12 protein-coding genes are annotated in these 13,871 nt (G+C 72.2%); 5 read left to right on the top strand and 7 right to left on the bottom strand.

Translation table 11 applies throughout. The features are described from left to right. Positions 1-18 precede the first annotated feature (18 nt). From IO30_RS0115640 to IO30_RS0115630, 3 genes are all read left to right on the top strand, one after another. Positions 19-1,014, top strand: a complete 996-nt coding sequence (locus IO30_RS0115640) for an SCO0930 family lipoprotein (RefSeq protein ID WP_031143379.1) — start codon at positions 19-21, stop codon at positions 1,012-1,014. 96 nt (positions 1,015-1,110) lie between these two features. Then, positions 1,111-1,626, top strand: coding sequence for a hypothetical protein (locus IO30_RS45450; RefSeq protein WP_051902337.1), 516 nt, complete (start codon positions 1,111-1,113; stop codon positions 1,624-1,626). 175 nt (positions 1,627-1,801) lie between these two features. Further along, entirely contained in the window at positions 1,802-3,436 is a 1,635-nt protein-coding gene (locus IO30_RS0115630; RefSeq protein WP_037894161.1) for an alpha/beta hydrolase, read from the top strand. Between the two features lie 38 nt (positions 3,437-3,474). Here IO30_RS0115630 and IO30_RS0115625 read toward each other — a convergent pair whose 3' ends face one another. The 4 genes from IO30_RS0115625 to IO30_RS0115610 form a co-directional block, all read right to left on the bottom strand. Then, a complete protein-coding gene (locus IO30_RS0115625; protein ID WP_031143373.1) occupies positions 3,475-3,927 on the bottom strand; it encodes an SRPBCC family protein in 453 nt (150 codons plus the stop codon). Between the two features lie 49 nt (positions 3,928-3,976). Next, entirely contained in the window at positions 3,977-5,302 is a 1,326-nt protein-coding gene (locus IO30_RS0115620; RefSeq protein ID WP_063768450.1) for an MFS transporter, read from the bottom strand. A gap of 73 nt (positions 5,303-5,375) precedes the next feature. Beyond that, the gene (locus IO30_RS0115615; protein ID WP_031143368.1) at positions 5,376-5,789 is read right to left on the bottom strand and encodes a PaaI family thioesterase; all 414 of its coding nucleotides are present in this window, start codon (positions 5,787-5,789) and stop codon (positions 5,376-5,378) included. A gap of 80 nt (positions 5,790-5,869) precedes the next feature. Beyond that, on the bottom strand, positions 5,870-7,894 hold the full coding sequence (locus IO30_RS0115610) for an NADPH-dependent 2,4-dienoyl-CoA reductase (protein ID WP_031143366.1): 2,025 nt from the start codon (positions 7,892-7,894) through the stop codon (positions 5,870-5,872). 210 nt (positions 7,895-8,104) lie between these two features. On the opposite strand from IO30_RS0115610, the gene IO30_RS0115605 reads away from it, so the two are divergent. After that, positions 8,105-8,305, top strand: a complete 201-nt coding sequence (locus tag IO30_RS0115605; RefSeq protein WP_157853321.1) for a hypothetical protein — start codon at positions 8,105-8,107, stop codon at positions 8,303-8,305. Then, positions 8,302-9,102, top strand: a complete 801-nt coding sequence (locus IO30_RS0115600) for a hypothetical protein (protein ID WP_051902335.1) — start codon at positions 8,302-8,304, stop codon at positions 9,100-9,102. Before IO30_RS0115605 ends, IO30_RS0115600 begins: the two co-directional genes overlap by 4 nt. Here IO30_RS0115600 and IO30_RS0115595 read toward each other — a convergent pair. The 3 genes from IO30_RS0115595 to IO30_RS0115585 all read right to left on the bottom strand — a co-directional run bounded on the left by IO30_RS0115595 (position 9,077) and on the right by IO30_RS0115585 (position 13,859). Next, entirely contained in the window at positions 9,077-12,100 is a 3,024-nt protein-coding gene (locus tag IO30_RS0115595; protein ID WP_031143360.1) for an alpha-mannosidase, read from the bottom strand. The two genes, IO30_RS0115600 and IO30_RS0115595, sit on opposite strands and share 26 nt — an antisense overlap. Before the next feature lie 86 nt (positions 12,101-12,186). Further along, the gene (locus IO30_RS0115590; protein ID WP_031143358.1) at positions 12,187-13,041 is read right to left on the bottom strand and encodes a carbohydrate ABC transporter permease; all 855 of its coding nucleotides are present in this window, start codon (positions 13,039-13,041) and stop codon (positions 12,187-12,189) included. Beyond that, positions 13,038-13,859: a carbohydrate ABC transporter permease gene (locus tag IO30_RS0115585; RefSeq protein ID WP_308443108.1), complete on the bottom strand. Its 822-nt coding sequence runs from the start codon at positions 13,857-13,859 to the stop codon at positions 13,038-13,040. Before IO30_RS0115585 ends, IO30_RS0115590 begins: the two co-directional genes overlap by 4 nt. Positions 13,860-13,871: the final 12 nt, after the last annotated feature.

The following is a 13,871-nucleotide window of genomic DNA, read 5'->3' as shown; positions in this document are numbered from 1 at the left end:
GGAGAGATCGTGAAGAAAATGCGTCGTGGGATATTCGCCGGTTCGGCCGTCGCGGTACTGCTGCTGACCGCGGGATGCAGCTCCGGGGAAAAGGCCTCCGAGTCGAAGGACTCGGTGGCGCCGGTGGGGGGCAGCAAACAGCTCGGGTCCCCCCAGGACCCGGCCGGCGACGCGTACGGGGCGGGCTCGGGGTACGGCGCCGATCCGGGCGCGGTCCCGGCGGCCGCGGCCGGGGCGGGTTCCCCGGCCGGGACCCTGACGGCCAAGCAGGCCGGCGCCCTGGGCACCACGGTCACCGACGGTGAGGGTTTCACGCTCTACCGCTTCGACAAGGACACGCCCGAGCCGCCCAAGTCCGCCTGTGAAGGAGACTGCGCGACGGCCTGGCCCCCGGTGGCCGCGGACGACGCCTCCGCAGGTGAGGGCATCGACGGGGGCCTCCTCGGCTCGGTCGCCCGGGCGGACGGCACCCGGCAGCTGACCCTGGCGGGCTGGCCCGTGTACCGCTACGCCAAGGACACCAAGGCGGGCGACACGCTCGGTGAGGGCGTCGGCGGCACGTGGCACGCGCTGGGCCCCGACGGGAAGCCGTCCACGGCGGCCGCCAAGGGCGACGCGGCCCCGGAACCGGCACCGGAGGAGGCGCCGAAGAAGGAGGCCGAGCTGTCCGTCAACCCCAACGCCGAGCTCGGTCACGTCGTCGCGGACGCCCAGGGCAAGACCCTCTACCGCTTCGACAAGGACAGCGCCTGGCCGATGAAGATCGGCTGCGTGGGCGCCTGCGTGGACACCTGGAAGCCCGCCGAGCCCGTGGACAAGTCGAAGGTTTCCGGAATCGCACCCGAATTGATCGGAACGGTGAAGCGCCCCGACGGGTCCGAACAATTGACGATCGACTGCTGGCCCGTGTATTCCTTCACCGGCGACACGAAGCCCGGCGACATCACCGGACACAACAAACAAGGCCTCTGGTTCGCCGTGACCGAGAAGGGAAAGAAGGCGAAGGTCTCCTGACCCCTTCCGCACCCCCCACCCCCTGACACGTGGCGCCCGGGTTCCCTCCCCTCCCGGGCGCCACGGCCGCTCTCCCGCCCCCTCTGTGAGGTAGCCATGCCACCGCCGGACCGCTGGACCCACATCCGCTCCGCGCGCGCGGCGCTCGCCGTGCTGTGCACCGTGCTGCTGTACGGCGGCTGCGCCGGGAAGCCCGCGGCGGACACCCCGCCCGCCACTCTGGAGGAGATCGCCGCCGCCATCGGCTGCACCGCCGAAGTGAGCGTGCAGGCGGATGAGTTGAGGCAGGGCGGCTGCGGGACCGGGCCGGACGCCTACCGCATGGCGACCTTCGCCGCCGACGAGGGCCTGAAGGACTGGCTGACGGAGGCCCAGGCCTACGGCGGCACCTACCTGGTGGGGAACCGGTGGGTGGTCACCGCCCGGTCCGAGCAGGCCCTGACCGCGCTGCGCGGGCGCCTCGGCGGCTCCCTGGAGAACGGCGCCTCACACGGAGAGCACCCCTCGGACCCACCCCCGGAACAGCCCGCCGCCGCCCCCTCCGGATCCTCCGCCGAGTCCCCCGCCGGATCCCCCGCGGTCTCCCCCACCGGGCCCCACTCCGGCCACTGACACCGGCGGCCCGAGCGCACCGCGCCGCGGCGAACTCCTGTGGCGCGTCGGCCAGTTGTCCTGATATCGCCTCGTTCGTGAGATGCATGAGGCCCTGCCCTTCGGGATGATTCGCACAACCTCCCCATGCAACAAGGTGAGCGGGTAAGCGAATTCACCGAAAGGAAACGGCATCGTGCGCATGAAACGCCTCGCACCGCTGCTCGCCACCGCCGGACTGATAGCTACCACCCTGCCCCTGATGGCCGCGACACAGGCGTCCGCGGCCCCGGGAGGCGAGTACCTCGAGCAGAAGCCCGCCTGGCAGCGTTGCAGCCCCGACCAGCCGGCCTCGTACGAATGCGCCACCATCAAGGTCCCGCTCGACTACCGGCGGCCCGCCGGACCGACGCTCGACCTCGCCCTGTCCCGCATCAAGAGCGAGAACCCGGCGAAGCGGCACGGCGTCATGCTGTTCAACCCGGGCGGACCCGGCGGCTCGGGGCTCGACCTGCCCCTGATGATGAACGAGTCGATGCCGGCGGACGTGCGCGAGCAGTACGACCTGATCGGCTTCGACCCGCGCGGGGTCGGCGCCAGCAGCCCCGTCAGCTGCGGACTGAGCGATGAGGAACAGAACTTCATCCGGCCCTACCGCCCGGAGACCTTCCCCTCCGACGTGAACTGGGCGCGCACCGTCGCCGACAAGTGCAGCGAGAAGGCCGGGGCCGTGCTGCCCCACATCACCACCCGCAACACGGCGCGCGACATGGACACGATCCGTGCGGTGCTGGGCGAACGGAAGATCTCGTACGTGGGCTACTCGTACGGGACCTACCTCGGCGCGGTGTACACGCAGATGTTCCCGGACCGGACCGACCGCTTCGTGCTCGACAGCGGTGTGGACCCGCAGCGCATCTGGCGCGGCATGATCCAGGTCTGGGCCTCGGAGGCCGAGCCCGCCTTCGCCCGGTGGACCGGGTGGGCGGCCGAGCGTTCGGCCGAGTTCGGGCTCGGCGACAGCCCGAAGGCCGTCTCGGACACCTTCTGGGGGCTGGTGGCGCGCGCCGACCGGGAGCCGATCGAGTGGGACGGGCTCAAGCTCACGGGCGACGACATCCGCAGCGCGCGGGCGCTGTTCTTCTACCCGGCGCAGGCCACCCCGGTCATCGTGGCCCTCAAGGCGGCGGCGGAGGGCGCCCCGCAGCCCTCTCCCGACACCGTCGCCGAGGTGAAGCGGCTGCTCACCACGGGCTTCGCCACCGGTGCGGCGCCGGTACGGGCAGCCGCCGACCGTCGGGCGTCCGCCACAGGTCCGGGCGCCGAGCCGCCCGCGGACAACAGCACCGCGGTCTTCCTGGCCGTGGCCTGCGGGGACACCGGCAACTGGCCGCGCTACACCGAGCAGTACGAGCGGGACGCGGCGCGGGACAAGGCCAGGTATCCGCTGTACGGGGACTTCGTCTCGAACGTCATGCCGTGCGCCTTCTGGCAGCGGCCGGTCGAGACGGCGACGCCGATGCGGACCAAGGCGAAGGTGCTGACCGTCCAGAACGAGTGGGACTCGCAGACCCCGCTGCCCAGCGGGCTCGGCCTGCACCGTGCGCTGAAGGACTCCCGGATGGTTCTGGTGGAGGGCGGTGAGGGGCACGGGGTGTACCTCGCGGACCCCAACTCCTGCGCCAATGCGCCGGTCAACTCCTACCTCGCCACGGGCCGGCTGCCCGCCGAGGACGTGACGTGCCGGAACCCGGAGCAGCCGGAGCAGCCCCGGGAGTCGCTGAGCCCGCGCAAGCCGCTGCCGGTCCCGGCCGGGCCCGGCCGGTTCTGATCCCGCGGTTGTGATCCCGCGGACCTGATCCCGCGGGCTCAGGAGGGCGAGGACGCCTCCACGGCCGCCTTGATGCGGCGGCCGAAGTCGGGGGCGTCCTTGCGGGCCGCGCTCAGTGCGAGTCCGACCAGGAGCCGGCCGAAGCCGTGCCCCTGGAGGGTGTTGAAGATGCGGACCCTGGTGCGGCCGCCGGGCAGGGACTCGAAGTCGTAGCCGCCCTCGGCCGTCACCAGGTTCTTGCTCAGCTCCGTCCAGCGGATCGTGCGCAGCGGCTCGAAGCCGACGATGCGGAACTCGCGGCCGGTCTTCATCCCGGCGTCCTTGACCGTGCTCCGGAAGACGGTGCCGAAGGCGGTCGGCCCGTCCGGCGTCTTGGTGATCTGCTGGACGCGGGGGCTGAACGCGGGGTCGTTGCGCCCGTCGGCGAGGTAGGCGAAGACCACCTCGACGGGCCTGTCGATGTCGACGCTCGCCTCGAACTGTCCGGACATGTCGGCTCCTCCGTGCGGTTCTCGCGATCCACGATCGCAGACGGGCACCCTACGCGCGCGCCGACGGCCCCGAACGTGCACCACGCGGGCCGGAGCCTGCCGTGGAAGCTTCGGCGGCCGCCCCGATCCGGCTGCCGCGCAGCGGGCTGAGCAGCCCCGCGCCCAGGATGAGCAGGCAGAACGCTCCGCCGGCCAGGCTGACCGCCGGGACCCCGTACCGGGCGGCCAGCACCGTGAGCACGGCCGCGCCCACCGGACCCGAGGCGTTGTGCACGGTCCAGAAGGCGGAGGTCACCCGGCCGAGGAGGTGGTCGGGGGTCACCTCCTGGCGCAGGGTCATGCTGCAGACCCCGGCCAGGGTCAGGCCGAACATGGACACGGCGGACAGTACGGCGATCAGCGGCACGCTGCGGCTCACGCCGGTGCCCGCCACCGCCACGCCGATCATGGCGACCGAGGCCAGCCAGCAGGTGCCGAAGCCCAGGGCCCGGCGCAGCCTCCCGGCCGAGAAGGCCGCGAGGAGGGAGCCGGCCCCGCCCGCCGCCACCACGTAGCCCAGGGTCTGCGCGTCCCGGCCGAGGTCGTTCTGGACCCGGTAGATCAGCAGGTCGGTGGCGCCCATGGTGAGGAAGGTCAGCAGGGTCAGCAGCACCGTCAGGGGGCGCAGCAGGGGGTGGGTCCACAGGAAGCGGAAGCCGACGAGGAACACTTCCTGGAAGAGCCCCTGCCGGCCCTGTGCCCGCGCCACCTCCTTCGGCCCGCCCTCCGGCGGGCGGCCGAACCGCACCCAGGCCAGGCTGGCGGCGGAGACGAGGAAGGTCGCCCCGTCCGCGGCCAGGGCCCATTGCGCTCCCACGGCGGCCGTGAGGAGGCCCGCCGCCACCGGGCCGAGGAGGGTCCCGAAGGCGAAGGTGCTCATCAGCCGGCCGTTGGCGGCGGTGAGGTCCTGCGGGCGCACCAGGTTGGGTACCGCCGTCACGTACGCCACGTCGAAGAGCGTCTTCAGCACGGTGACCAGAGCGGTCAGTACGTACAGCGGCCAGATCCCCGACCCGGCCAGCCAGAGCAGCGGCACCGAGCCGAGGAGCAGTCCGCGCGCCAGATCGCAGACGATCATGAGTCGGCGGCGGTCCACCCGGTCGACCACGTACCCGGCGAACACCCCGGTGACGATGCCCGTGGCGCCGGAGACGACGGTGACGAGGCCCAGTTGGACGAGCGAGCCGGTGGCGTGCAGGACCAGCAGGGGCAGGGCGAGCAGTGAGACGGAGCCGCCGAGGACGGACAGGGCCTGCCCGAGCCAGAAGACGTTGAAGTCCTTGTTCCGCCCCAGCGAGGGGCGTTCGGTCAGGGTGTCTGCTCTTCGGCCGGTCACCCGGGGACGGTAGGCGAGGCGGCCGCGGTGTGTCGCCTGCTTTTCGGCGGAGCGCCGACGGCCGTACGGGCCGTCAGCCGAGCAGGGCGTAGACGGTGGAGGCGGTGGCCGCGGGCTCCTGGGCGCCCTCGGGGGTCATGGTGACGTCGGCGAAGGCCATGCGCCGGCCGAGCTTGGTCACCCGTACGTGGACCAGTACGTCGGCGCCGACGACGGGCCGCTGGAAGCTGGTCGACTGCTGGACGGTGGTCATCGGCCCGTACTCCCCGCGCGCGGCGGAGATCGCGATGACGGTGGCGGTGTCGGCGGCGGCCATCATGGCCTGCCCCGAGAGGCCTCCGCCGTCCCGGGCCAGGGTGTCGGACCAGGGCAGCCGCAGGACGGCGTGCCGCTCGCCGGTCTCCTGGACGGTCAGCCCGAGGGCCAGCACCCAGGGGGCGAAGTGGTCGGCGAGGATCTTGTCGGCGTCTGCCGGTGTCAGCGTCACCGGGAGATTGTGGCGGCCCGGACCGGGCCGCCACAACACCCTGGAGCGAAAAGGATCAGCTTCCGCAGGATCTCCCGCGGTCAGAGGGAGGCGGCGAGTTCCGTGCCCTGGCGGATGGCCCGCTTGGCATCGAGTTCGGCGGCCACGTCGGCGCCGCCGATGAGGTGCGCGTCGATCCCGGCCGCGAGCAGCGCCTCGTACAGGTCGCGGCGCGGCTCCTGGCCGGTGCAGAGCACCACGGTGTCGGCGGGCACGAGGCGCTGCTCGCCGCCGACGGTGATGTGCAGGCCCTCGTCGTCGATGCAGTCGTACGTGGCTCCGGCGACGGAGACCACGCCGCGGTGCTTGAGCTCCGCGCGGTGGATCCAGCCGGTGGTGGTGCCGAGGCCGCCGCCGACCTTGGTGGTCTTGCGCTGGAGCAGGTGGACCTGGCGCGGGGGCGTCGGGCGGGCCGGGGCGGTGAGGCCGCCGGGGCCCGCGTACTCGGTGTCGACGCCCCAGTGCCGGAAGTAGACGTCGGGGTCCTGCGAGGCGCCCTCGCCGCTGTCGGTGAGGTACTCGGCCACGTCGAAGCCGATGCCGCCCGCGCCGACCACGGCGACGCGCTCGCCGACGGGGGCTCCGTCGCGCAGGACGTCGAGGTAGCTGACGACGCTGGGGTGGTCGACGCCGTCGATGGCGGGGATGCGGGGGGTGACTCCGGTGGCGACGACGACCTCGTCGTAGCCCTGGAGGGTCTCCACGTCCGCGCGGGTGTTCAGGCGGACCTCGACGCCGCTGTCCACGAGCTGGGTGCCGTAGTAGCGGATGGTCTCCTCGAACTCCTCCTTGCCGGGGATGCGGCGGGCGATGTCGAGCTGGCCGCCGATGTGGCCCGAGGCCTCGAAGAGGGTGACGGCGTGGCCGCGTCCGGCCGCGGAGACCGCGCAGGCCAGGCCGGCCGGGCCGGCCCCGACGACGGCGACGCGCTTCTTCAGCTGGGTGGGCGACAGGACCAGTTCGGTCTCGTGGCAGGCGCGCGGGTTGACCAGGCAGCTGGTGATCTTGCCGCTGAAGGTGTGGTCGAGGCAGGCCTGGTTGCAGCCGATGCAGGTGTTGATGGTCTCGGAGCGGCCGGCGGCGGCCTTGGCGACGAAGTCCGCGTCGGCCAGGAAGGGACGGGCGAGGGAGACCAGGTCGGCGCGGCCGTCCGCCAGCAGCTCCTCGGCGATCTCCGGGGTGTTGATGCGGTTGCTGGTGACCAGCGGCACGCTCACCGCGCCCATCAGCCGCTTGGTGACCCAGGTGTAGGCGCCGCGCGGGACGGAGGTGGCGATGGTGGGGATGCGGGCCTCGTGCCAGCCGATGCCGGTGTTGATGATGGTGGCGCCGGCCGCCTCGATCTCCTTGGCGAGGTGGACGACCTCGTCGAGGGTGGAGCCGCCGGGGATCAGGTCCAGCATGGAGAGCCGGTAGATCAGGATGAAGTCCTCGCCGACGGCCGCGCGGGTGCGCCGGACGATCTCCAGCGGGAAGCGCACGCGGTTCTCGTAGGCGCCGCCCCAGCGGTCGGTGCGCCGGTTGGTGGCGGCGGCGATGAACTCGTTGATCAGGTAGCCCTCGGAGCCCATGATCTCGACGCCGTCGTAGCCCGCGAGCTTGGCGAGGCGGGCGGCCCGGACGAAGTCCTCGACGGTGCGCTCGACCTCGATGTCGGTGAGCTCGTTGGGGACGAACGGGCTGATGGGGGCCTGGAGGGCGCTGGGGGCGACCAGGTCCTTGTGGTAGGCGTAGCGGCCGAAGTGGAGGATCTGCATGGCGATCTTCCCGCCCTCGGCGTGCACCGCCTCGGTGATCACCCGGTGCTCCGCGGCCTCTTCCTCGGTGGTGAGGCGGGAGCCGCCTTCGAAGGGGCGGCCGGCGTCGTTGGGGGCGATGCCGCCCGTGACGATCAGGCCGGCGCCGCCGCGGGCCCGCTCGGCGTAGAAGGCGGCCAGGCGCTCGAAGCCGCCCTGGTGCTCCTCGAGGCCGGTGTGCATCGATCCCATGATCACGCGGTTCGGCAGGGTGGTGAAACCGAGGTCCAGGGGGCTCAGCAGGTGCGGGTACCGGCTCTGGGAACTCATGAGGGCGCCTCCTCGCGCGGGGGTGATGCGTCTGTTCTAGCTGAGCAAGCGCTTATTGTGCAACTAGGTGCATAAGCGAGCGCCGGACCCCGCCTCCCGGAAGATGCCGGGATTCCACCGGCCACGGGCCCCCTCGGCCGGCTCCTGTGGCGCAGTTCACGGACCCGGGTGATCACCAAGGGCGGAGCGCCGCCGGGTACCCTCGGCCGGATGACGCGGAAGCCCAGGACCACCCGGACGACCGGGCACCGCTCCGTGACGGTGAACGGCGGAGCGCGCCTCGCCCACGAGGTCACCGGCCCGCCGGCCGGACCGCCGGTGCTCCTCCCACCACTGGTCCGCCGCATCCCGGACGCCCGCCTGATCACCTTCCCGTTCACCGCGGCCGTCTCGGCCTTCCTCGCGGCATGACCCCGGAGCCGGAGCCGCACCCGGAGACGGCCCTCGCCCGGAGCTGGCTCGCCGAGGACGGGCTGACGCAGGACGCCGACGGCGTGTGGTGGTACGCGGAGCCCGACGCTCCCCCCGAAGCCATGAGCGCGGACGACATCGCGCAGACCTACGGGTTCCTGGTCTTCGACGACGAGCGGATCGGCCCGGCCGACCGGGTCCGCGTGGCGCTCGGCCTGATGGACCTGGTCGGCAGCCACGTCCTGGTGCACCGCCCGATCCACACGGCGCACCTCGGACCGGCGGGGCCGCTGCCGGCCGAGGTCCTCTGGGACGGCTACCGGCGGCGCCTGGAGGCAGAGCCGGAGCCGGAGGCCGTCATCGCCTCGCTCTGGCTCGACTGGTTCGAGCACGGGCTGACGAGCGGGACCGCCTTCACCGAGGTGCTGGGCCGGGATGCCGGGCGGATCCGCACCGGGGCCCCGGCGGGGTTCCTGCGGCGGACCCGGCGGGTCCTGGAGTGCTCCGGACCGGCACCCTGGGCCGTCAAGGAGCCCGCCTACCGGGCCGCCGCGGCCGTGCCGGAGCTCCACCCGGCCGTGTTCCGGGCCCTTCGCGACAGCTACCACGACCTCTTCGGGCAGCTCGAACCACCTTCGGCACTCGCCCTGTTGGACACCTTGGACCTGCCGCCCGACACCGAGCACCTGGCCGCGCTGCGCACCGTACTGAGAGCCGGGCACGCGAACCACTACCGCTCCCCGGACGCGTGGCGGCAAGCGGCGGGGCGGCTCAGGCCCGGTGCAGGCGCACCGTGACGATCTGGAACGGGCGCAGGGCGAGGGCGACCGTGCCGTCCGGGGCCGGGGCGGCCACCGCCGCCCCGGGCAGGGGACGCTCCAGCAGATCGCTCTCCACCGCGGCGGTGGCCGCGAAGCCCGGCGTGAGGACGGCCGTGGCGCGGCCTCCCCGGGATTCGTAGAGGCGCACGATCACGTCTCCGCTGCGGTCCTCGGCCAGCTTGACCGCCTCGACGACGACGGCGTCGTTGTCGACGGCCAGCAGCGGGGCGACGGGGCCCGCCCCGGTCAGGACCCGCTCGGGCAGGTTCAGGGCATGACCCTCGCGCACCGCGTCCCCGATCTGCGCGCCGGGCGCGAGCGAGAACCGCAGGGTGTGGCCGCCCTGGTCGGTCTCGGGGTCCGGGTAGCGAGGGGCGCGCAGCAGGGACAGCCGGACCGTGGTGGTCTGGCCGCCGTCGGGACGCACGTCCCGGGTGACGTCGTGGCCGTAGGTGGAGTCGTTGAGGAGCGCCACGCCCCAGCCGGGCTCCTCCACGTGGATCCAGCGGTGGGCGCAGATCTCGAACTTGGCCGCCTCCCAGGAGGTGTTGGTGTGCGTGGCGCGGTGGACATGGCCGAACTGCGTCTCGGAGGCCGAGCGTTCGGCCTTCACGTCCAGCGGGAAGGCGGCCTTGAGGAACTTCTCCGTCTCGTGCCACTCCACGTCCGTGACGAGGTCGACGGTCCGGGCGCCCGCCCGCAGGGTGACCGTCTGAACGGCCGTGGAGGAGCCGAAGGAGCGCGTCACCGTGACGGTGGCCGCGTCTGGTCCGCCCCCGGTGACCTCCATGGAGTCCAGGGCGACGAGGTCGGTGACCTTGTGCCGGTAGAACGCGTCGATGTCCCAGGCGTCCCACATGTTCGGGAAGTCGGGGTGGATCTGGAGGAGGTTGGCCGCCGCCCCCGGGGCGAGCGACTCCCGGCGCCCCTCCAGGTCGTAGGCGGAGACGATCAGGCCCCTGCCGTCGATCTCCACCAGCAGCCTGCCGTTCGCCAGGACGTGACCGCCGCCGTGCCGCTCCTCCACCGTGACGGGCTGACCGGCGGCGGCCGGGACCCCGGCGCCGCCCGCCGGGACGCCGCGCCGGGCGTGCGGGGCGCAGTTGAAGACCAGCTCCTCCTCCCCCGGGCCCGCCAGGGCGCGCTGCGCCGCCAGCGTGATCGCCTGCAGCTCCTCGCGCACCGCGGCGTACGTCGCGCGCGCCTCGCGGTGCACCCAGGCGATGGAGGAGCCCGGCAGGATGTCGTGGAACTGGTGCAGCAGCACCGTCTTCCACAGGCGCTCCAGGTCCTCGTACGGGTAGGCGTACCCTTCGGTGCGCACCGTCGCGGTGGCGGCCCAGAGCTCGGCCTCGCGCAGCAGGGATTCGCTGCGCCGGTTGCCCTGCTTGGTCTTGGCCTGGGAGGTGTAGGTGCCGCGGTGCAGCTCCAGGTACAGCTCACCGGCCCAGACGGGGGCGTCGCCGTACTCTGCGTGGGCCTTCTCGAAGAAGGCGTCCGGGCGTTCGATCTCGACCCGCGGGGAGCCCTCCAGGTCCCGCTGGCGGGCTGCCCGGGCCAGGTGCTCGCGGGTGGGGCCGCCGCCGCCGTCGCCCCACCCGAAGGGGACCAGGGAGCGGGAACCGCGGCCCTTCTCCTGGTAGTTGCGGGCGGCGTGCGCGAGCTGGGCGCCCCCGAGGTCGGAGTTGTAGGTGTCGACGGGCGGGAAGTGGGTGAAGACCCGGGTGCCGTCGATGCCCTCCCACCAGAAGGTGTGGTGGGGGAACTTGTTGACCTGGGACCAGCTGATCTTCTGGGTCAGGAACCACTTGGCTCCGGCGAGCTTGACGATCTGCGGCATGGCGGCGGTGTAGCCGAAGGAGTCCGGCAGCCAGACGTTGTGGGTCTCGATGCCGAACTCGTCCAGCAGGAACTTCTTGCCGTAGAGGAACTGGCGGGCCATGGCCTCGCCGCCGACCATGTTGGTGTCGGACTCCACCCACATGCCGCCGACGGGCACGAACTGCCCGTCCGCGATCTTCTTCTTGATCTGCTCGAAGAGCTCGGGCCGGGAGGTCTTGATCCAGTCGAGCTGCTGCGCCTGCGACATGGCGAAGACGAACTCGGGGTGCCCGTCCATGAGGTGCACCACGTTGGACGCGGTGCGGGAGACCTTGCGGACGGTCTCGCGCAGCGGCCACAGCCACGCGGAGTCGATGTGGGCGTGGCCGACCGCGCTGATCCGGTGGGCGGAGGCGTGGGCCGGGGAGGACAGTACGCCGGCCAGCTGCGCCCGGGCGGCGGCCGCGGTGCCGGGGACGTCGCCGAGGTCCACGGCGTCCAGTGCCGCCTCGACGGCGTGCAGGACGGCGTACCGCCGGGCGTCCTGGACGTCGAGCTGCGTCATCAGTTCGTGGAGGACCTCCAGGTCCTGGACCAGTTCCCAGACCTCCGTCTCGAAGACGGTGAGGTCCATCCGGGCGAGCCGGTAGAGGGGCTGGTCCCCGCTGGTGCGCAGATCCCCCTCGTACGTGGCCGCGTGGTCGACGAGGACCGGGTTGGAGGCGGCCTCGACGTACCACTCGACGCGCTCGCCGCCCTCGGCCCGGTCGGCGACGCGCACCCAGTCGTTGTACGGGTTCAGGCCCTTGACCTCGCCGCCGTCGGCCCGGTGGACCAGGCCCTCGCACTGGAAGCCGGGCATCATCCGGTCGAAGCCGAGGTCGAGGACGGCTTCCACGGTACGGCCGGCCCAGCTGGCCGGGACGGTGCCGGTGACCTTGAACCAGGTGGTCCCCCAGGCCGGGCCCCACGGGTCGCCGGCCGCGCAGGGCCGGTAGGGCGCCGCGAGTCCCTCGGCGACCGGTACGGGCTCGCCCGGGGCCTCCCAGCGCTCGACGGCCAGCGGCACGGAACGGGAGCGGACGGCTGGTTTGATGCGTTCCCTGAGGACCCGGCGGAGGCGGTGCTCGGTGATGCTGCGGTCGTCGTGCATGACGGCTGCTCCAGGAATCTGGGAGATGCGGAAGGTGCGGAAGATACGGAAGGTGCGGGAGGTGCAGGAGTTGCGGGAGATGCGGCTCAGAGCTTGACGGCTCCCTCTCCCACGCCCTTGAAGAAGAAACGCTGCAGGGCGCAGAAGAGGAGCACCATGGGGACCAGCGCTGCCGTCGCACCTGCGGCGACGAGCCGCTGGTCGTTGACGGTGGTGGCGCCGGCCAGGGACTTCAGGCCGAGCTGGAGGGTGTAGTGGTCGCTGTCGGTGAGGACGAGCAGGGGCCACAGGAAGTCGTCCCAGGCCCCCATGAAGCTGGTGATGCAGACGACGGCCAGGGCGCCTTTGGCGGCGGGGAGGAAGACCCGGGTGAAGCGGGTCCACTCGCCCGCGCCGTCCAGGACCGCGGCCTCCTCGATCTCCCGGGGCACGGCGAGGAAGGCGGCCCGCATGATCATGATGTTGAGGACGGAGACCGCCCCGGGGAGCCAGACGCCGATGAGGGTGTCGACCAGGCCCATCTCGCGGACCGTGAGGAACATGGAGATCATCACGGACTCGAAGGGGAACATCAGGGTGGCCACCAGGACGGTGAACACGCTCCTGCGGCCCTTCCATCCGGCCCGGGACAGGGCGTAGCCGCCCATCGCCGCGAAGAGCAGGTTCGAGGTGACGGCGAGCACGGCGACCGTGAGGGTGTTGCCGACGTACTGGAGCAGCGGGAAGGACTCCGCGACCCGTACGTAGTTGCCGAGGGTCGGCTGCGAGGGCAGTACGCCTTCGTACACGTTCTCGGTGCGGCCCCGGAGCGAGGTGAGGAACTGCCAGACGATCGGGCCCACCATCACCAACAGCATCAGGAGCAGCGCGGCGTACCGGCCGGCCCGGCCGGCGCGGCGGCGCCCCCTCCCCCTCGCGGGCGCGGACACGCGGGCGCTCATGGCTCGTCCCCCTTCGCCAGGCGGCGGCCGAACAGGCTGAAGACCAGCGTCAGCAGGAACAGCAGGAGGGAGACGGCCGAGGCGTAGCCGGTCTCCCCGGCGAAGCCGAGGCCGACCTGCCGGATGAGGAAGGGCAGGGTGCGGGCGCCGCCGCCCGGGCCTCCGCTCTCGCCGCCGAGGACGTAGATCTCGGTGAAGACGCGCAGCGCGGAGACGGCGGAGAGCGTGCCGACGAGCAGCATCATCGGCTTGACCTGGGGGACGGTGATGCTGAAGAAGCGGCGTACGGCTCCGGCCCCGTCGATCGCGGCCGCCTCGTGGAGCGAGGCGGGGACGTTCCCGAGGGCCGCGAGGTAGAAGACCATGTAGTAGCCCAGGCCCTTCCACACGGTCACGAGCATCGCGGAGAACAACAGCATCGTGCTGTCGGTGAGGAAGGGGACGGGCTCGGAGACGAGGCGCAGTTTCAGGAAGACCGTGTTGACGAGGCCGTCGCTGCGCAGCAGCCACTGCCAGATCAGGCCGACCACCACCGCCGAGGCGATCACCGGGGTGTAGAAGGCGGAGCGGAAGAACCCGATGCCCGGGACCTTCGTCTGCACGAGGACCGCGAGGGCCAGCGGCAGCAGCACCAGGCAGGGGACGACGACCAGGAGGTAGAGCACGCTGTTGCCGGTCGCGACCCAGAAGTCCGGGTCGGTCAGGGCGCGTCCGTAGTTGTCGAGGCCGACGAAGGTGCCGCCGCGCAGGATCCGGGCGTCGGTGAGCGAGAGGACGACGGTGTTGACGAACGGCCAGATGCTGAAGACCGCGACCATCACCAGGCCGGG

The sequence above is a fragment of the Streptomyces xanthophaeus genome, from assembly GCF_000725805.1.
GTDB lineage: Bacteria > Actinomycetota > Actinomycetes > Streptomycetales > Streptomycetaceae > Streptomyces > Streptomyces xanthophaeus.
The sequence above is the reverse complement of the archived record's forward strand: the minus strand, read 5'-3'. Positions and strand labels throughout refer to the sequence as shown.